The sequence below is a fragment of the Streptomyces sp. NPDC042002 genome, from assembly GCF_055588305.1.
This window is the reverse complement of the sequence record NZ_JBVJCT010000004.1, coordinates 405,845-425,189: the sequence shown is the minus strand read 5'-3', so window position 1 is coordinate 425,189 and position 19,345 is coordinate 405,845. Positions and strand designations below refer to the sequence as shown.

Here is a 19,345-nt window from a genome sequence, read left to right as displayed (position 1 = left end):
GGTCTCGGACAGGATCCACTCCTCCCCGTACGGAGGCCGAGTGGGTCCTGTCCTGGGCTCACCGCGCACCACTCGACACAAGACCGTCAGCAAGGGGGCCGGGGGATGGATTCCCGAACCGAGCCTGCAGATTCCGCATCCGAGTCGGCATCAGAACCGGAGCCGCCCGACGCGGCCATACCCACGGCCGCGTCACACGACGCGGCCACCGAGGCACAGCCGCGTCCGCGGCCGGAGCCGCACGCGGACCCGGACGCGGCAGCAGGTCCGAACCCGGACGACACCGCGGCGCGCCCGCCGCTCCTGCGGGAGCTGCTGCTCGTCGTCGGGCTCTTCGTCGTCTACAAGGCCGGCCGCCTGCTGGCCACCGGCCGCACCGACGAGGCCTTCGCCAACGCGCGCCGCGTCTGGGGCTGGGAACGGTCCCTGCACCTGCCGGGCGAGGGCGCCGTACAGGCCACGCTGCTGCACAGCGAGACGCTCGTGCACATCGCGAACACCTACTACGCGACCGTCCACTTCCCGGCCACCGTCGCCTTCCTGGTGTGGCTGTACCTGCGGCGCCCCGCGCACTACGTGTGGGCCCGCCGGGTCCTCGCCCTGGTCACCGCCGCGGCCCTGGTCGGGCACCTCGCCTTCCCGCTCGCACCGCCGCGGCTGCTCGCCGAGGCGGGCCTCGTCGACACCGGCCAGGTGTACGGGCCCACGGTGTACGGGGCCCACCCGGCGGCCGACGCCCTGGCGAACCAGTTCGCGGCGATGCCGTCGCTGCACTTCGGCTGGGCGCTGATGGTCGCGATCGGCCTGATCGCGGCGACCCGGTCGCGGCTGCGCGCGCTGTGGCTGCTGCACCCCCTGCTCACCCTCCTGGTGATCGTCGGCACCGCGAACCACTACTGGCTCGACGCGATCGTCGCGACCGCGCTGCTCTGCGTCGCCCTCGCCGTGGTCCGTCCGCCGCACCGGACGGTGACGACCGTGAGGGCCGGCCGGGCGCGCGAGCGCGCCGAGGTCTCCGTGCGGGATCTGCCCGAACTCGTGGGAGCGCGGCGATGAACCCGACGCTCACCGCCGTCGTCCTGTCCCTCTTCTCCGCCGTCGCGTACGCCTCCGCGGCCGTCGCCCAGGAGCGGCTGGCGGCCCGGTCCTCCGGCACGGGCACCCTGCGCCTGCTGGCCCGCGGCGCCTGGTGGTGGTCGGTGACACTGAACGCCGCGGCCGCGCTGCTGCACGTCGCGGCCCTCAAGTACGGAACGCTCACGCTGGTCCAGCCGCTCGGGGCGCTCACCCTCGTGGCCGCCGTGCCGCTGGGCGCGCGGATCGCCGGACGGCGGGTCAGCGCGGTCGAGTGGCGCGGTACGGCGCTCACGCTGCTCGGTCTCGCCGCGCTGCTCGTCACCGCGTCCGGGCCCGCGCCTGACGATGTGCTGAGCCTGCCGCAGGCGCTGGCCGTCGCGGGAACGACCGCCGTGGTCATCGGCGGGCTGTCGCGCGGTGCGCGGCCGGGTCTGCGGCACGCCACGGCCTCCGGGTTCGCCTCGGGCGTGGCGTCGGCGCTCACCCAGACCGTGACGGTGTCCGCGACGGACCGCTCGGACTCGCCGCTGAGCGCCCAGGTCGTCGTGGTGGCGCTGCTCGTGGCGGTCTTCGCGGCGGGCGGACTGCTGCTGTCGCAGACCGCCTACCAGGGCGGACTCGGTGCCCCGCTGGCCGTCGTGACACTCGCCAACCCGCTGGCCGCGGCGGTGATCGGGCTGTCGCTGCTCGGCGAACGCCTCCAGGGCGGCGCGGGGGGCCTGTTGCTCGCGCTCACGGGGGCGTCGATCGCGGGGTGGGGCGTGATGACGCTGTCCCGCTCGGCGCCCGAGCCGGCCGCGGTCCCGATGGACGCTCCCATGGACAACCTCGTGGACGACGACCACCCGGTCGCCGCGGTGCTGGCGCTGGAGCCGGGATCGGCGGCGTACGAACCCTCGTTGACGCCCCGGCAACCCAACTCGGGCCACCTGACGTCACTGTAGGAACAGCCGGTTCGCGTTCGACTGCCGGCGCCGGGAGCAAGCGAGAAGGGCGGTCGCGGAGAGATCCGCGACCGCCCTTCCGCACAACCGCGACCGGTCAGCCCAGTCCGCGGGAATCCTGCTTGAGCGCCGTGTCGACGGTCAGCGCCGTCGCGACGACGAGGCTCAGCAGTGGTTCGGGGAGCTGGAAGTGAATCTGCAGGACGTAGTTGTCCGCGGTGGTGAACATCGTCTTGGCGAGGCCTTCCCAGGTCTTCGTGATCCGGGCCACCTCGTTCTCGGTGTGGTCGACGATCGCGAAGTTCCAGGCACGCCAGTTCTCCGCCTTGATCGCGCCGACCTTCTGGCCGTTGACGTTCATCGCGAAGTTGATCTTGCCGATCATGTTCTGCTGCACGATCTCGCCGACGGGCGAACCGTCCGGACGCGTCACGATCACCCGCGACTTGAATATCTTCGCGGGGCGCGTGAGCAGCAACTGCGGCTGACCGTGCGCGTCACGGATCTCCAGCCGGTGCGTCAGGTACTGGTCGAGGCTGGAGACCAGGCGCAGGATCTTCCTGAGCACACCCTGCCCGACCTCGACGACCGAGCCGACCAGGCTGCCCTGCTGGTCCATGACCTTGTACTCGTTGGTCAGCTCGATCAGCTTGGCCTTCTGGTTCACCACCAGGACCGGCTCGGTGAACAGCGTGCCGCCGCCGACGCCGCTGGGGGCCACCCCGGCCTGCTGCTGCACCTGACGCTGGACGCGCGGGTCGGGCGCCGCGGCCTGCTGAGGGAACGCCTGCTGCGGCGGCTGGGCCTGCTGCGGTACCTGCTGTGCGGCCGGAGCCTGCTGGTCGGTCCACTGCGAGCCGTCCCAGTAACGCTGCGTCTGGGGCTTCCCGTTCGGGTCCGGGTACCAACCTGCAGGAGTGTTCGAATGCGTGGTCACCGGGGCACAGTACCGTGACATGGCCGGAAATCAACCGGCAGTTGGGCATCCATCAGACAGTGATGAGGGCCGGGTCGCTGATACCGGGCCGACCATTCTCGACATGTCCGGCGAATCGCCGCAGGAAGCCCGCATCCGCGGCGGAGACGACGGTCAGGTCGTACCAGCGCTTGCTCGCTCGCAGGTCCACCGTGTACTTCACGGTCGTGCCCGCCCGCACCCGGAAGACCTGAGGCTGTCCGCCGTAGCCGTTCGTGAGCGTGAGCGTCGCCGTGGCGGCGCCCTTGTTGACGAGGGTGAGCTCCACGTCACAGCCGGTGTGGCGGGCGGTGACCTCGGGCCCCGCTGTCCCGCTTGCGCCCTTGAACGTGCGCAGGAAGCCGTTCGGACCGTGCACCGTGAGGTCGTACGAGCCGCCGGAGTAAGCCGAGTTCCAGGTGTCCGAGAGGGTCTTGCCCGCTTCGGTGGTGTACGTCCAGGGGCCGTCGGTGCGATTGCCGGAGGTGACGAGGAAGGCCGCGCCCGCTTTGGCGCCGGAGCCGAAGGTCAGTGTGAACTTGCCGGCCGCGGTGTCCGCCGAACCGTCCACGAGGGGCGCGTACTTGAGGGGGCGGGCCGGACGTGAGCCGCGTTCCTGTCTGGGCAGCGCGGGGTTGGCCGGCGGGGTGGGCACATAGTCGGGGTGGCGGTTGCCGTCCGGCGGCCGGTAACCGTCGGTGTCGGGCAGCGCGACCGGCTCGCTGTCCTTGTGGGCGAAGTCGAAGGCGGCGGTGAGGTCGCCGCTGACGGCGCGCCGCCAGGGCGAGATGTTGGGCTCGCGGACCCCGAACCGGGCTTCCATGAACCGGATGATCGAGGTGTGGTCGAGCGTCTCGGAGCAGACGTAACCGCCCTTGCTCCAGGGCGAGACGACGAGCATCGGCACCCGCTGGCCCAGTCCGTACGGTCCGGCGGCACGGCTCGCGTCACCCGCGTAGAGATCCGGGCCGACGTCGACCGTCGACCTGCCCTGCGCGGCGGACTGCGGCGGGAACGGCGGCACCAGGTGGTCGAAGAAGCCGTCGTTCTCGTCGTACGTGATGAACAGCGCCGTCCTGCTCCACACCTCGGGGTCGGAGGTGAGCGCGTCCAGCACCTGGGAGATGTACCAGGCGCCGTAGTTGGCGGGCCAGTTGGGGTGTTCGGTGAAGGCCTCGGGAGCGGCGATCCAGGAGATCTGCGGCAGCTTCCCGCCCTGCACGTCGGCCCGGAGCTGCTCGAAGAAGCACTCGCCCTTGCGGGCGTCGGTGCCGGTGCGGGCCTTGTCGTAGAGCGGGTCGCCGGGCTTGGCGTCGCGGTACTGGTCGAAGTACAGCAGCGAGTTGTCGCCGTAGTTGCCCCGGTAGGCGTCGGGGATCCAGCCCCAGGAGCCGTTCGCGTCGAGCCCGTCGCCGACGTCCTGGTAGACCTTCCAGGAGACCCCGGCCGCTTCCAGCCGCTCCGGGTACGTCGTCCAGCTGTACCCCGCCTCGTCGTTGCCGAGGACCGGGCCGCCGCCCTTGCCGTCGTTGCCGGTGCAACCCGTCCACATGTAGTAGCGGTTGGGGTCCGTGGAACCGATGAACGAACAGTGGTACGCGTCGCAGATGGTGAACGAGTCGGCCAGCGCGTAGTGGAACGGGATGTCCTCGCGCGTCAGATAGGCCATCGTCGTCGCCGACTTGGCGGGCACCCACTTGTCGTACTTGCCCTTGTTGAACGCGGTGTGCCCGTCGCTCCAGCCGTGCGGGAGGTCCTGGACGAACGCGAGACCGAGGTCGTCCGCCTCCGGGTGGAAGGGGAGCACGTCCTTGGTGCCGTCCGACTGGTACCAGACCGACTTGGTGCCCGTCGTGGTGGCCGGACGCGGGTCGCCGAAGCCACGGACACCGCGCATCGAGCCGAAGTAGTGGTCGAACGAACGGTTCTCCTGCATCAGGACGACGATGTGCTCGACATCCTCGATCGAGCCGGAGCGGCGGTGCGCGGGCAGGGCCGCCGCACGCTGGATGCTGCCGGACAGCGTGGTGAACGCCGCTGTACCACCGGCGAGTTGGAGGAATCGACGCCGATTCGCTTGAGGCATGAGTGGGTGACCTCTTGTCCTGACGGGCCATATGGCCGGAGGTTGATGGAACGTGCGCGAAGGGAGTGTTCCAAGCGCACCAAACGTCAGGAAAGGGCCCTGTATCGCTTACGTGAAACTCGGCGGTACGCGAAGCGAACGGTTCCGAACACGGCACCGGGACAAGGGCCGAGGCGCCCTGGCCCGCCCGCCGGCGGACCCGCTTCACCGCCGCCACAGCCATGGCTGTGGCGGCGAGCACCAGGTCAGCAGCCGCTGCCCGTGGGGGTGAAGTCCATGCGGGCGTGCCGGTCCGTGCCGATGGCCGCGTCGTAGGTCGTTCTGCTGACCCGGTACCAGACGTCGTCCCGCGCCGCGTCGCCGTCGAGGTTGTCCAGGCTGACGCACCAGTGTTCCGGCCGCACGACACGCGTGTAGGTCTCGGTTCCGCCGCGGACCCGCTTGCAGCTCCTGGACTGCTCGGTGGAGTACCAGGTGCGGGTGCGCCGCTTGGTGCCCGATCCCGTGCTGGTCGTGTGTCTGACCCGCCGCGTGGCCGAGGTGCACTTCCTGGTCATGTGCGGCCGCGTGGCCCGGGTGGTCTTGGCGGCGAGGTGGCGGACCTCGTCCCGGAGGCCGAAGACGCTCGCGTCCGTCGTGGTGGCGGTGTCCGGCTGGGACTCCCCGGCAGCGCCCCCGCCGTCCCGGCCGGCACCGGCCGAGTAGTCCGTGCCCTCGTCGTGGACGTCACCCCCGCGGCTGCACGCGCCGAGTCCGCCTATCAGAACTGCCGTCACCGCGGCCGTCACAAGTCGCTTGAACATGTCTTCCTTTACGATCAACGGCCCGCAGCGTAACGGATCACCGGCTGAATCCGAGTCGGGCGTTGCCGCAGCTGTCGCCTGCCTGCCTCACGGCACGCCGGCTTCCGGGGCCGCGTGGACGCCGCCCCCGACGCTTGTCGCGTCCGAAGTATCCGAAGCATGTGCCGGGAGGCGCCGTACGGCCGGGACACAGAGAAGAGCGAGGGCGGCGGGGACCCCGATGACGGTCATCGCGTACAGCGTGGGTCGCACGCCGAGGGACTCGGACACCGGACCGGCGAGCGCAAGACCCAGCGGCATGAGTCCTGCCGACAGCAGATAGTCGTACGAGCTCACGCGGGACAGGGCGGATTCGGGTATGTGCGTCTGCAGCGCGGTTTCCCAGATGACGAAGAAGAGGGAGACGGCGACGCCAGTAACCGCTTCGAGAGTCGCTATCAGAGCAAGGTTCGCGCCGGACCCGATGATGAGCGCCTGGCACGATCCCACGGCGAGCGCCGCGGCGGCCAGCGCCATGGGACGTCTGACCTTGAGCCGGTAGGCGCAGACATCTCCGGCGATGGAGCCGATACCGAAGCCCACGGTCACGACCGACCAACTCGCCGCACCACCCCACTCGTTCTCGGCCAGGACAGGCCCCAGCACGAACACCGACGGCAGCACGACGACGTGGTAGACCGCAATGGCGGCCATACCGGACCACACCCACGTCCGACCGCGCACCTGCGCCCAGCCGGCGCGCAGTTCCCCGAGGAACCTTCCTCCGGGGGCGAGCCGCATCGCCTCGGGTGCCACGCTGCGGGGTCTCAGCCGGGCCAGGACCGCGGCACTCACCGCGAAGGTCAGGGCGTCCGCCGCCAAGGCTCCGCCAGGACCGGCCACCGCGACCACCACCCCGGCCAGGGCCGGACCGACGACCAGCCCGGACGACTGGACGAACCCGCGCAGGGCGTTCGCCTCCCGCAACCGGTCGGCCCCGACAACCAGAGGCATCAGTCCTGTGGCCGCCGGCATGAAGAACGCGTCCGCCGTGCCGAACACGATCATCAGCAGAACAAGATGCGGGACCTCGGCGACGCCGGTCAACAACAGGACCGCGGCGAGCCCCTGCGCAACGAACCGCACCAGGTCCGAGACCAGCATGATGCGGTGCCGCTGGAAACGGTCCGCCCACACCCCGCCCACCAGGGCGAACAACAGCATGGGCAAGAGCCCCGCCGCCGCCAGCAGCCCCACGTCGGAAGCGGAGCCGCCCACCGAGAGCACGGCGAAAGGCACGGCCACGAACGACATACGGTCGCCCACCACCGACAGGGACTGCCCGACGAACAGGCGGGCGAACTGCGGCTCGTCACGCAGCACGCCAGGAACCAAGGACTTCACTCGGTGACCGATCAGGAACAGAGGAACGGGACTTCAGCGCCCGATGGTAAGCAGCGCCGCCCCCGGCGGTCACCTGGATTCCCAGGCCAGAGCCCGTTCCGGCGGCTCACCGTGGACCATGGCACCTGTGCGCTTCGCCCCGACCTCGTACGGTCAGCCGCAGGACAGCAGGCCTGCCTTCTGCTTGGCGTCGAGGACGCGATGGACGCTTTGTTCCACTTGCCCGCGGAAGCTCGCGCTCTGCGTCATCCGAGTCCGTACCGCGCTGGTCATGGCCGGGAGCAGGTTCGGTTCGACGGTCAGGACCAAGTCACCCCCGGCCGAAAGGAACTTGACCGCCCGGTCGCCCGGGGACACGTTCTTGACCGCCACCGCGTTCCCGAGGTCGTCCGATACGACCACGCCCTTGAAGCCCAGATCCTTGCGGAGCAGTGTCTGGATCACCGTCGGGGAGAACGCGGCCCGGTTCTTCGGGTCGATCTTGCTGTAGGTGGCGGAGGAGATCATGACGAACGGCGCCCCGGCCTCGACGCCGGACTTGAACGTGGTGACGCTCGAGCTTTTGCTCGTCGTCACGGTGTCCACGACGTTGGCCGTGGTGTCGGTGTTACCGACGACGTTGCCGAGTCCGGGGAAGTGCTTGAGCGTGGCCAGCACCCCGGACTGGGCGGAGCCCGCGAGGAACGCGTCACTGTGGGGAGCCACCGTCGCGGCGGTATGACCGAACTCGCGGTCGTACCGACCGATCGGAGCGTTGGCCTTGCCCAGGCTCGCCGGTACGACGTCCGCGACGGGCGCGAGGTTCAGGTTCACGCCGGCCGACTTGAGCTCCTTGGCCCACACAGCGGCTTCAGTGCGTAGTTTTCCCGTCGTCCAGGTTCCCTGTGTCAGGGCACTCGGGATGGTCGAGAACCCGGGGCCGGACAGCACCTGCACCTGTCCGCCCTCCTGGTCGGTCGAGACCAGGAGGCCCACACGGTGTCCCGCCGCGCTGTCCGCCTTCGCCTGAAGACCGTCGACCAGGGTCTTCGTCGACTTCGTCCCGGCCTTGCTCCGCCCGGCCAGGAACACCGAGCCGACGTGGTACTGGCGCATGAGCTGGATCCGCTTGCTGTCCGGAGCGGACGGCGTGACCGATCCCATGAAGAGCTGGCCGACCTGCTGGGGGACCGTCATCGCCCTCAAGGTCCTGTCGGCGCACGTAGCCACCGCGAACCTGGTGTTCGCGGCGGACGTGTCGATCGTGGCGGCCTGCGAGACCTCCACGCCTCCCACTCCGGCTGCCGCCAACGCCAGTGCCAGCGAACACGCGAGCCAGACAGGACGGTTGACGGTGGAGCGGTGGGCGGGCGACGGGTGCGATGCCATGAAAACACTCCGAGTGTGCCTGCTACGGGCCGCTCGTATTTTGAGCGGGCAGTAAGTTCCCGAGTTCATTTTACCCGCACACATATCCGCTGGACCGGAGCGCGTACCGACGGGTTCTCGGGGCCCGCGCCGCCTCCCACCCCGCCCACCAGGCCTTGCTGGATCCTCCGGCCGGCGTGGCTCGACCTCGCCGTTCCGGGGCCGCACGCGCCGCTACGACGTCTCGCGGCGAATCAGGACGGGGGTCGCCAGCTCGCCGGTCACCACGGATTCGGTGTGCGCGGGCCTGTCCAGCATGGAGCGGATCGCGGTGCACACACGGTCCGCTATCTCCAGAGGATTGAGCGCGAGCGAGGAGAGTGCCGGTCGCAGGTATGTGGCCATCGGCAGGTTGTCGGCGCCCACCAGGGCGACGTCGTCGGGCATCACCGCGCCCAGGTCGTCCAGCGCGCGATGCAGCAGCGCCCCGTACTCGTCGTTGTAGGTGAACACCGCGGTCGGGCCGCCCGGGCGCCGTACGGCTGCGGCTGCCGCGGTCGCGGAATCGTGGGTCGCCTCCATGATGATTTCCTCACTCCGCGCACCAGCCGCGTGGACCGCGTTCCTCAGTCCTTCGGCACGGTCGTGGCCCAGGCCCCGCAGCGGGCCGGAGGGGACGATCGCCGCGATGTGCCGGTGCCCGACAGCCAGCAGGTGCGCGGCCGCTTCGGCACCGACCCGCTCCTGGTCGAACACCAGGGCGTCGGCCCAGGGCACGGGCCGCTCAGAGATCATCAGGACCTCGGTTCCGGCGCGGCGCAGCAGGGCGACGGAGGACTTGGTGCACCGGTCGGCCGCCACCAGGACCGCCGCCGGGCGCAGCTCCGCCCACGTGCGTGCCGCCGCGGTGCCGGTGGCCGTACGGTCCCCGTGGACGAGCAGGGTCAGACCGCTCTCGCGGAGCTTTTCGGAGAGATGTTCGATCATGGTGTCGATCGCGGGGTTGAGCGGGATCCGGGGCAGCGGCATCAGTACCAGCCGGCTGGTCCCCGCCCGCAGCTGGCGCGCCGAGACGTCGGGCGCGTAGCCGAGCTCACGCACGGCGGCCAGGACCCGTTCGCGGGTGGCCTCGGCGATGCGCGCGGTGGGGACGTCGTTGACGACGAGCGAGACCGTGGAACGCGACACGCGCGCGAGTCGCGCGACGTCCGCGCTGGTCGGCGCCCGTCCGGCGGCTGAGTTCACGGCGTCTCCTGCGGATCTGTGGTTCGCTCCCGAATCCTAGCGGGGTCTTCACAAACATGGTGACACGTGTGACCATCGCTCCGGGCAAGTGGTCACACGTGTCACCACTTGCTCGGAGCTGTACGAGCCGAGCACGGACCATGCCAGGACGCCAGACGCCCTCCGCAGGTAATGACAACGAGGTCACCATGATCACTTCGAGTTCCGAGCGCCCTGCCGTCTCCGGTAGCGCGCCCTTGGACGAGTCCGGTGCCAGACCCGGACGCACGCCCGGCGAGCGCCGCCTGCTGGGCGGCCTCATGGCCAACAGCATCACCCTGTTCGCCGTCTACGGTGCGGTGCCGACCGTGCTGCTCGCGGATCTGGTCGGCGAGATCGACCCCGGTGGCAAGGCCACCGCCCTGGGAGTCATCAGCGCGATCTCGGCGGTCGGCTCCGCGCTGGCCAACCCCATCGCCGGGGCCCTGTCCGACCGCACCCGCAGCCGCTTCGGACGGCGCGCGCCGTGGATGGTGGGCGGCGCGCTGCTCGGCGGCCTGTCACTGATCGCGATCGGGTCCGGCAACAGCCTGGTGTGGATCGCCGTCGCCTGGACCCTCGCGCAGATGTGCCTCAACGTCCTGCAGGCACCGCTGACCGCGGTCGTCCCCGATCGCACTCCCGTACACCGGCGCGGATTCTTCTCCTCGGCGGCGGGACTGGCGCAGATGCTCGGCGGAGGGCTCGGCACCGCGTTGGCCGCCGGCTTCGCCGACGCACTGGGGCTGGGCTTCACCGTCTTCGGCCTGCTGGTCATCGCCGGCACCGCCGTGTTCGTCCTGCTCAACCGGGAACCTTCCACGGTCGGCGCCCGGGTGGCCCCGTTCCACCTGAAGACGTTCCTGGCCGGGTTCTGGGTCAGCCCGCGGCGTCACCCGGACTTCGCGTGGGCCTTCCTCGGCCGCTTCCTGATGGTCCTGGGCTACTTCAGCGTCGCGTCCTACCAGCTGTACATCCTGGAGGACTACATAGGCCTGAGCCACAGCAGCGCCAACCACCTGGTTCCGCTGCTCAGCCTCGCCATGCTGCCCGGCATGATCCTCATGATCGTGGTGATGGGCCCGCTGTCGGACCGCCTCGGCCGCCGCAAGCCGTTCGTCGTGGCCGCCTCCCTGGGGATGGCCCTCGCGCTCGCCGTACCGCTGGTCGTCCACTCCGAAGGCGCCATGTTCGCCTACTCGGTGCTCGTGGGTCTCTCCTTCGGCACCTACATGGCCGTGGACACCGCCCTGATGACCCAGGTCCTGCCCAATCCGGAGGACGCCGCGAAGGACATGGGCGTCCTCAACATCGCCAACGCCGGCCCCCAGGCCCTGGCCCCGGCCCTGGCCGCCGTCGCCGTCACCCTGCTCGGCGGCTACCGCTCGCTGTTCGCCGTCGCGATCGTCCTGATCCTGGCCGCGGCGCTGAGCGTGAAGCCGATCCGCTCGGTCCGCTGACCCGACGCGCCGAACCGGAACGGGAGCGGACCCGGGTGCCCACGTGACCTCCTCCGTTCGCCGGGGACCCGCCGTCCGCCGGACCGGACACCCGCGGGCGGCGGGTCCCCGGCGCGGGACTCGCGTACCGCATGAAAGGTGTCAAGTGACCGACACCACCGCCACCACCACACGCTGACCGACCGATCCAGACAGGGAAAGAAGACCATGAGCACGAACAGGCCCTGGAACAGCGACGCATCCCCCGAGCGGCGTGCGGACGCCCTGCTCTCTCAGATGACTCTCGACGAGAAGGCGATGCAGCTGTCCGCGACGATCCCGATCCCGCTGCTCGGCGTCGACGGCCTGATCGAGTCGCAGGCGGCCAAGCTGCTGGGGTCCGGCATCGGACACGTCTCGGCCATCGGGCTGTTCGGGCACAAGTCGCCCGGGGCGATCGCCCGCGCCGTCAACTCGATTCAGCGTTTCCTGGTCGAACGCACCCGTCTGGGCATCCCGGCCATCTTCCACAACGAGGCCCTCAACGGGGTCCTGGCGCCGGACTTCACGGTCTTCCCCACCGCGATCGGTCTCGCCGCCACCTGGGATCCCGAAGCGGTCGAGGAGATGGCGGACCTGACGCGCCGGCAGATGCGCGGCGTCGGGCTGCTGCAGGCGCTGTCACCGGTGATGGATGTCGCCCGCGACGCCCGCTGGGGTCGCGTCCACGAGACCTACGGCGAGGACCCCTACCTGGTCTCGGCGCTGAGCGTGGCGTTCACGAAGGGTCTGCAGGGAACCGATCTGCGCGACGGTGTCATCGCCACGGCGAAGCACTTCCTGGGCTACGCGATGACCGAAGGCGGACAGAACATGGCCGCGACCCAGGCCACCGCCCGGGAACTGCGCGAAGTGCACGCACGGCCGTTCGCCGCGGCGATCGAGCTCGCGGGCCTCGGCTCGATCATGAACTCCTACTCCGAGGTCGACGGAATCCCGGTCGGCGCGTCCAAGGAGATCCTCACCGGGCTGCTTCGCGACGAACTGGGCTTCGAGGGCACCGTCGTCTCGGACTACCAGACCGTCGGAATGCTGCATACGCGGCAGAACGTCGCGCGGGACAACGCCGAGGCCGGTGCGCTGGCCCTGACAGCCGGACTGGACGTCGAACTGCCCGCGGTGGTGGGCTACGGCTCCAACCTGGCCGACCAGGTGCGCTCCGGGGCGGTCGCCGAGGAGGTCCTCGACGCCGCGGTACGGCGCGTGCTGCGCGACAAGTTCGCACTCGGACTGTTCGACCGTCCTTACGTCGACGAGGACCCGATCGTCCTGACGGAGACCGCCCACCAGGGCGTCGACCTCGCAGACCGCCTCGCCGGCGAATCGCTGACCCTGCTGAAGAACGACGGACCGGTCCTGCCGCTGTCCACCCGGACGCGGCGGATCGCGATCGTCGGCCCGCACGCCGACGAAGTCGGATTCGCCTTCCCGGGCTACACCTACCCGGTCGCGCTCACGATGCTCGGGGCCATGATGGGCGGCGGCGACGGCGCCATGGCGGGTCTCGACGCCCTCGGCGGCGAAATGCCGCCCGAGGCCATCGCCGCCGCCGGTGCCGAGTTCGGTCCGGCACTGGCGGTGGGCCCCGAGGACTACATCCGTCAGCGGTACAACGCCATCAGCCTCGCGGACGCGATCCGGGAGCTGGTGCCCGACGCCGAGGTCACGGTCGTGCCCGGCTGTGGCGTGCTCGACTCGGAGCCGCACGACATCGACGCCGCGGTCGCGGCCGCCGCGAACGCCGACGTCGTGATCGCCGCGATCGGCGGCCGTGGCGGCTGGTTCTTCGGCGCGACCACGGAGGGCGAGGGCTCCGACTCGGCCGACATCGAACTGCCCCGTACGCAGCGCGCGTTGCTCGACGCCGTCGCGGCGACGGGCACTCCCGTCGTCGGCGTTCTCTCCACCGGGCGGCCGATGGCCCTCGCCGAGTCCCTCCCGTCGCTGTCCGCCCTGGTGCACGCGTACTACGGCGGCCAGCAGGGAACGCGTGCGGTCGCGAAGGCGCTGTTCGGCATCACGAACCCCGGCGGCAAGCTCCCCTACAGCATGCCCCGGCACACCGGCCAGGTCCCCCTCTACGCGGGCCAGCACAACGGCAGCGGCTACCGCCGCACCGACTCCGACATGCACAAGGGCTACCGCGACCTGCCCGCCACACCGCTGTTCGCCTTCGGTCACGGTCTCAGCTACACGTCGTTCGCCTACAGCGGCCTGACCCTGAGCGGCACCACCGTCGAGAGCGACGGCTCCGTCGAGATCAGCGTCGCCGTCGAGAACACCGGGACCGTCAGCGGCGACGAAGTGGTACAGCTGTACGTCAGCGACACGGCGACCGGCCTCGCGCGACCGGCACAGGAGCTCGTCGGATTCCGCCGGATCACGCTCGCACCCGGGGAGGTCCGGACGGTGACCTTCTCGGTGCGGATGGACCAGCTCGGCTACCTCGGACTCGACCGCACCGGCTTCATCATCGAGCCGGGACCCATCGACGTACTGGTCGGGTCCGCTTCCGACGACATCCGTGCACGAGAGGGCTTCGAGGTCGTCGGTCCGACGGTCCGGCTCGGTCGGGCGCGCTCGTTCCTGTCGGAATCGAAGGTCGGCTGATTCGCGCGACGAACCGCTCCCGACGCCGCTCGCCCTCCCCTGTGACGTCGTGAGCAGGTGAGCCCGGCGAAGACCTTCGCGCCCCACGGTGGTCACCACCACCTACGGTCCTGTGCGAAGGTCTTCGTCACTCACATCGCCCGCGTTCCTCAACTGACCTCTGAACGAGCCGAGTCCTCCAGGACGGCAGCCCTGGAGGCCTTCAACGGCACCGGTCAGAGGTCGGTCCGGACACCACCCGAACCTCCAGCAGCGGCTCTCTCACCCGTCCGGCTCGGGGCGGGCGAACCCGCGATGCCCCTCGCCCGGGCCGGCAGAGGAGCGGCGACACCAAGGGGCATGGCACCAGCGGGAATCTGGCGAACAGGCGGCGTGACGAACGTCATTGACAAGCCGAATCCGCGAAGGTTGTCATGAACATATGCTGCGATGCCTTGGGACCTGCCGCACTCACCGAGCCGACGACTCCGCCCTCGGCGCCGGTCGTAGCCCGTCACCGGACGCGGCATGCGCGAAGACCGCCGGTGCCACCCCCAGGGCAAAGGGCGGGCGACTGCCATGGAAGTACGGTCCTTGACCGGGCGCCGCGAGCTGCTCGGCACCGCCCGGGCCGAGTTGACGGCCCGTCACGGAGTGCTCTTCCACGGCCCGCCGGGGATCGGCAAGTCCTCGCTCGTGGCCGCCCTCATGACGTCCCTGGCCGCGCATGACCGGCCCGCCGGCACGGTGCTGTACTGCTCGCCCGTGCAGGAGGACGCCCGGCTCCCGTTCGTCGGCCTCATCGACCTGTTCGCGCGGGTGCCGGAGAGCTGCCTGGAGACCCTGGCGCCCGCGCCGCGGGCGGCACTGAGGGCCGCTCTGCTGCGCGGCCGGGAACCGGCCGACGACCGGAGCCGTCTCGCGGTGCGCGTCGCCGTCCTCGAAGTGCTGCGCGCCCTGGCGGCCACCGGCCCCGTTCTGCTGGTCGTCGACGGCCTCCAGTGGCTCGACGAGCCCAGCGCCGAGGTGCTCGCCTTCGCCGCACGCCGTGTCGAGGACCTCGACGTACGGGTGGTGGCCACCGAGCGGGTGGCCGACGGCGAGCAGCCCGAACGGCTGCGCTGCTGCCCACCGGGCACCGTCGGACTCCCCGTGCCCCCGCTGGCGGACAGCGAGGTGGCCCACCTCGTGCGCACCGGTTTCGGCACCGATCCGCCACCGGCGGTTCTACGGGCCATCCAGGACACCGCTGCCGGGAACCCGTGGTACGCACTGGAGTTGGGGCGGGAGGCGCTGCGCGACGGAACGCCCGTCGGCTCCGGTCCGGCGCTGCCCGTACCCCGAAGGCTGCGTACCCTGCTGCTGGACCAGGTGCGCACGCTGCCGGAGACAGCACGGCACGCCCTCCTCGTCACGAGCGCCGCCGCCCGCCCCAGCCTCACTCTGCTGCGCGCCGCCGGGTTCCACGACCCCGCCGCGGACCTCGCGGAGGCCGAGGGAACGGGCGTCGCGACGGTCGACGTCGGCGGGACCGTACGTTTCCGGCATCCGATGCTCCGGGCCGCCGTCTATGCCGACGCCCCCGAGCACAGCCGCCGGCAGGCACACGCCCTGCTGGCCCGTGCGGTCACCGAGCCCGTGGAGCAGGCCCGCCATCTCGCCCTCGCCCACCCGCACGAGGACGAGACCATCGCCCGCACGCTGATGTCCGCGGCCGCGTACGCACGCCGTCACGGCGCACCCCACACCGCCTTCGAACTGGCCGGGTTCGCCGCCCGGCGCACTCCGGGCGACCGCCCCGTGGATCGCGCCGAACGACTGCTGGCCGCGGCCGGGTACGCGTGCGACGCCGGACAACTGGAGGAGGCGGGGCAGGTGGCCGAGACCGTCCTCGCCGAGCCGGGTTCGCCGCGGCAGCGGGTGCGGGCCCGGCTGATCCTGCTGCGCAATGCCGGGCAGGCGCTGGAGGGTGCCCATGAGCTGATCGAGGAGGGCCTGCGGGACGCCGCCGGCGACCCCGAGGCGGAGGCATGGCTGCACCACTGGGCTGCGCTACGGGGCTTGCTGTGCGGGGAGTTGGAGGAGGCGGCCCGGTACGCCCGGCGCGCTGCCCGGCAGGCGGCCCGGGCAGGAGACACGGACACCCGGATCGGGGCACTCGCCACCCTCGCCCGGGTGCGGTCCCTGGCCGGGGAACCGCTCGCCGCCGACGCCGCGCTCGAGGAGGCGCTCGCCCTGGCCGGCGGCGCCGACGCCGGCCCGGAGAGCTGGGGACTGATCCGGATGCGGGCGATCCTCGCCCTGGACTCCGACAAGGTGACCGAGGCCCGGACGCAGGTCGCCGGACTCCTGGCGGAGATCGGTGAGTTCGCCGGGGTCGAGGAGGTCATGGCGACGTTGGTGGCGCTGACCCGTATCCAGGTGCGCTCGGGGCACTGCCGTGAGGCGCTGCGCACCGCCGCCCGCTGCTCGCGCGCCCTGGCCGAGACGGGCGTACAGGCGGCTCCGGCGCTGTACGCGGCGGCGCTCGCCGCCACCGTGGGCGGCACCGCCGGCGAGGCCCGGCACCTCGCCGAACAGGCGGTACGGGCTTCGGAGGCGGACGGCGACCGGTTGTTCCTGCTGCGCTCGCTGGCGGTGCTCGGGCAGGCCGAGCTGCTCGTCGGCGACCCGCATGGGGCGGCCGCCGCGGTCGAGGCGCTGCAACGCGTCAAGAGACTCGGCGAGACCATGTCCGCCGCCGACCCGCCGTTGCTGCACTGGTACGGCGACCTGGCCGAAGCCCTGGTCGTCCTGGGCGAGACGGACGCGGCCGGCGCCGTGATCCGCGAGGCCCGCACATGTGTGTCCGACGATGCGCCCGGGAGCGTACTGGCGGCTCTCGAAAGGGCGGAGGGACTGCGCGAGGCGGGGCTCGGCCGGGCGAAGGAGGGGGCGGTACGGCTGCGTGCCGCCGTGGAGCGCCTGCGTCGGCTTCCGTTGCCCGTGGAGCTGGTGCGCACGCTGATCGCGCTCGGCGCTGCCGAACGTCGCGCGCGCCGCAGGAACGCGGCGCGAACGGCCCTCGGCGAGGCGCTGGAGACCGCGACACTCATCGGCGCCGCTCCGCTCGCGGCGCGGGCCAGGGACGAGCTGTCGCGGCTGGAATCCGGGGACCGGAGAGGTGAGGCAGGCGCGGGCGGGCCCGAACTCACCCCCACGGAGGCCAGGATCGCCGGACTGGTCGGCGGCGGGGCCACCAACCGGGAAGTCGCCGCTGAGCTGTTCATCAGCGTCAAGACGGTGGAAGGCGCCCTGTCCCGGGTCTACCGCAAGTTCGGGGTCCGCTCGCGCACCGCGCTCGCGCATGCGATGGCGGTCGCCGTCATCGCGTCGGGGGCGGCGGTGGATTCCGGAGAGGACGACCAAGTGAAGCCCCAGGAGCAGACGGTGACGGCGAGTCAGGTCGGCCGCATGCGGATTCCCCGTACGTTCGACACACGCCGTTGACGTGACATCGGCAGTTAACACGTGAAGCAAGGGTTCCCCCGCTTATGCGGGTGGGGCTGATGTTCCTACGTTGAAGCAGTTCCGCTTCCGGGACACCACCCCCACTCTCCGGAGAACCTCAGTGATGTCACGTCTGAAACTGGTCGGCCTGGTCGCCGTACCGGCCCTGCTCGCCGCCGCCGTCCCCGCCGCCTACGCCGTCGGCACTCCCCAGCCGCACGCGAGCACGGCCGTGAACGGGGATGTCCTGAAGGGTCTGAACAAGAACGCGACCCGCACCGGCAACGTCGCCGCGGGGAAGCGGATATCGGTGGCGATCAGCCTGACCCCCAGAGACGCCAAGGCACTTGACACCTTCGTGGCGAAGGTCAGCAACCCGCGGTCGAGTTCCTACGGCCACTACCTGACGAAGCATCAGTTCGCCGCGCGCTTCGGCCGGACCGATGCCGAGGTCAAGCACCTCAAGGAGTACCTGCGTTCGCAGGGGGTCACCGTCACCGCCGTCCACTCGGGGAACCTGCTGGTCGACGCCAGCGGCACCGCCGCCCAGTTGGAGAAGGCCTTCGGCACCAAGCTGTCGACCTGGAAGGACGCCTCGTCGGGGCGCTCGTTCTACGCCAACGACACCGCGCCGACGCTGCCGACCGCCATCGCCTCCCTCGTCAGCGACGTGGCCGGACTCAACAACCGCGTCCAGCTGCACCACCAGGCGACCTCCACCGTGACCCCCCACAACGGACCGGGCGGCGGCTACACCCCGGCCCAGCTCAAGGGCGGCTACAACGTCTCCGGTACGTACACCGGCAGCGGCCAGAAGACCGCGCTGATCGAGTTCGACGGCTTCCAGCAGTCCAACATCACCAAGTACGACACCAACTACAGCCTGGGCTCCCCCACCCCGGTGGTGCAGAAGGTGGACGGCGGCTCGGGCGCGCTCGGCGACGGCCAGGTCGAGGTCGAGCTGGACATCGAGGTCCTGCACGCGATCGCGCCCAAGGCGAACGTCACGGTCTTCGAGGGCCCCAACTCCGACGCCGGCGAGGTCGACACCTACCAGGCCATCGTCGACAGCGGCATCCCCACCACCTCGATCAGCTGGGGCGCCGCCGAGAGCGCGCGCACCACCTCCAACATCAACGCCGTGGACGCCGTCTTCAAGGCGGGCGCCGCCCAGGGCCTCGGCTTCTACGCGGCCTCCGGTGACAGCGGCTCCGACGACGCCGGCGACGGCGGCACCTCCGTCGACTACCCGGCCAGCGACCCGTACGTCACCGGCGTCGGCGGCACCAAGCTGACCGTCACCTCGTCCAACGTCTGGAGCAAGGAGGTGGCCTGGTCCGGAGGCGGCGGCGGAAAGTCCTCCGTCTTCAAGATCCCGAGCTGGCAGACCGCGGTGCAGAAGACCGCCGGCGGCGGCTTCCGCCAGGTGCCGGACGTCTCGGCCCACGCCAACCCCAGCCCCGGCGTCTCGATCTACTCGCAGGGCTCCTGGGCCTCGGTCGGTGGCACCAGCGCCGCCGCGCCCGAATGGGCGGCGTTCGCCGCGCTGTACAACCAGCAGGCCGCGGCGGCCGGCAAGGCCAACCTCGGCTTCGCCAACCCCGCCCTCTACACGGCGAGCGGCACCGGCTTCCACGACATCACCAGCGGCAGCAACGGCGCCTACTCCGCCGCCACCGGCTGGGACTTCACCAGCGGATGGGGCTCGTACAACGCCGCGACCCTGGCGAGCAAGCTGCTCGGCTGACCCCCAGCGACGACTGAAGACCAACCGATGAGGCGCGGGGGGGGGGGGCCCCCCGCCCCCCCCTCCGGGGTGTCTGGGGGGACCAGGGCCGTTTTTCTGCTCTTTTCAGGACCGGGGGTTCCCGGAGGCGCCGGAAAAACTCCCCAAAAGGGCACTCCCGATC

12 protein-coding genes are annotated in these 19,345 nt (G+C 70.9%); 6 read left to right on the top strand and 6 right to left on the bottom strand.

From position 1 onward, the window contains the following. The first annotated feature begins 105 nt into the window (after positions 1-105). Positions 106-1,056: a phosphatase PAP2 family protein gene (locus ACZ6KY_RS09540; protein ID WP_469309726.1), complete on the top strand. Its 951-nt coding sequence runs from the start codon at positions 106-108 to the stop codon at positions 1,054-1,056. Then, positions 1,053-2,021 carry a DMT family protein gene (locus ACZ6KY_RS09535; RefSeq protein WP_469309725.1) on the top strand — a complete coding sequence of 323 codons (969 nt, stop codon included), beginning with the start codon at positions 1,053-1,055 and terminating at the stop codon, positions 2,019-2,021. The genes ACZ6KY_RS09540 and ACZ6KY_RS09535 overlap by 4 nt, the downstream gene beginning before the upstream one ends. 97 nt (positions 2,022-2,118) lie before the next feature. On the opposite strand, the gene ACZ6KY_RS09530 is transcribed toward ACZ6KY_RS09535, so the two are convergent. From ACZ6KY_RS09530 to ACZ6KY_RS09505, 6 genes are all read right to left on the bottom strand, one after another. After that, positions 2,119-2,958 (bottom strand): LURP-one-related family protein, encoded by an 840-nt coding sequence (locus tag ACZ6KY_RS09530; protein ID WP_469309724.1) that lies wholly within the window; start codon positions 2,956-2,958, stop codon positions 2,119-2,121. Positions 2,959-3,010: 52 nt separating this feature from the next. Next, positions 3,011-5,062 (bottom strand): phosphocholine-specific phospholipase C, encoded by a 2,052-nt coding sequence (locus ACZ6KY_RS09525; protein ID WP_469309723.1) that lies wholly within the window; start codon positions 5,060-5,062, stop codon positions 3,011-3,013. Positions 5,063-5,307: 245 nt separating this feature from the next. Beyond that, positions 5,308-5,865 carry a hypothetical protein gene (locus tag ACZ6KY_RS09520; RefSeq protein WP_469309722.1) on the bottom strand — a complete coding sequence of 186 codons (558 nt, stop codon included), beginning with the start codon at positions 5,863-5,865 and terminating at the stop codon, positions 5,308-5,310. 87 nt (positions 5,866-5,952) lie between these two features. Further along, positions 5,953-7,227, bottom strand: coding sequence for an MFS transporter (locus tag ACZ6KY_RS09515; protein ID WP_469309721.1), 1,275 nt, complete (start codon positions 7,225-7,227; stop codon positions 5,953-5,955). A gap of 174 nt (positions 7,228-7,401) precedes the next feature. Next, positions 7,402-8,616, bottom strand: coding sequence for a glycoside hydrolase family 3 N-terminal domain-containing protein (locus tag ACZ6KY_RS09510; protein WP_469309720.1), 1,215 nt, complete (start codon positions 8,614-8,616; stop codon positions 7,402-7,404). Between the two features lie 213 nt (positions 8,617-8,829). Continuing rightward, a complete protein-coding gene (locus tag ACZ6KY_RS09505; RefSeq protein WP_469309719.1) occupies positions 8,830-9,840 on the bottom strand; it encodes a LacI family DNA-binding transcriptional regulator in 1,011 nt (336 codons plus the stop codon). A gap of 188 nt (positions 9,841-10,028) precedes the next feature. On the opposite strand from ACZ6KY_RS09505, the gene ACZ6KY_RS09500 reads away from it, so the two are divergent. The 4 genes from ACZ6KY_RS09500 to ACZ6KY_RS09485 all read left to right on the top strand — a co-directional run bounded on the left by ACZ6KY_RS09500 (position 10,029) and on the right by ACZ6KY_RS09485 (position 19,182). After that, the gene (locus ACZ6KY_RS09500; protein ID WP_469309718.1) at positions 10,029-11,318 is read left to right on the top strand and encodes an MFS transporter; all 1,290 of its coding nucleotides are present in this window, start codon (positions 10,029-10,031) and stop codon (positions 11,316-11,318) included. A 207-nt stretch (positions 11,319-11,525) separates the two neighbouring features. Next, positions 11,526-13,967 carry a beta-glucosidase gene (locus ACZ6KY_RS09495; RefSeq protein ID WP_469309717.1) on the top strand — a complete coding sequence of 814 codons (2,442 nt, stop codon included), beginning with the start codon at positions 11,526-11,528 and terminating at the stop codon, positions 13,965-13,967. A gap of 573 nt (positions 13,968-14,540) precedes the next feature. Next, positions 14,541-17,435 carry a helix-turn-helix transcriptional regulator gene (locus ACZ6KY_RS09490; RefSeq protein ID WP_469309716.1) on the top strand — a complete coding sequence of 965 codons (2,895 nt, stop codon included), beginning with the start codon at positions 14,541-14,543 and terminating at the stop codon, positions 17,433-17,435. 124 nt (positions 17,436-17,559) lie between these two features. Beyond that, positions 17,560-19,182: a S53 family peptidase gene (locus tag ACZ6KY_RS09485; RefSeq protein ID WP_469309715.1), complete on the top strand. Its 1,623-nt coding sequence runs from the start codon at positions 17,560-17,562 to the stop codon at positions 19,180-19,182. Positions 19,183-19,345: the final 163 nt, after the last annotated feature.

Bases quoted from the DNA above. Each gene is read 5' to 3' on its own strand.
- ACZ6KY_RS09540 (WP_469309726.1), top strand. From the start codon at position 106: ATGGATTCCCGAACCGAGCCTGCAGATTCCGCATCCGAGTCGGCATCA.
- ACZ6KY_RS09535 (WP_469309725.1), top strand. From the start codon at position 1,053: ATGAACCCGACGCTCACCGCCGTCGTCCTGTCCCTCTTCTCCGCCGTC.
- ACZ6KY_RS09525 (WP_469309723.1), bottom strand. From the start codon at position 5,062: ATGCCTCAAGCGAATCGGCGTCGATTCCTCCAACTCGCCGGTGGTACA.
- ACZ6KY_RS09520 (WP_469309722.1), bottom strand. From the start codon at position 5,865: ATGTTCAAGCGACTTGTGACGGCCGCGGTGACGGCAGTTCTGATAGGC.
- ACZ6KY_RS09510 (WP_469309720.1), bottom strand. From the start codon at position 8,616: ATGGCATCGCACCCGTCGCCCGCCCACCGCTCCACCGTCAACCGTCCT.
- ACZ6KY_RS09500 (WP_469309718.1), top strand. From the start codon at position 10,029: ATGATCACTTCGAGTTCCGAGCGCCCTGCCGTCTCCGGTAGCGCGCCC.
- ACZ6KY_RS09495 (WP_469309717.1), top strand. From the start codon at position 11,526: ATGAGCACGAACAGGCCCTGGAACAGCGACGCATCCCCCGAGCGGCGT.
- ACZ6KY_RS09485 (WP_469309715.1), top strand. From the start codon at position 17,560: ATGTCACGTCTGAAACTGGTCGGCCTGGTCGCCGTACCGGCCCTGCTC.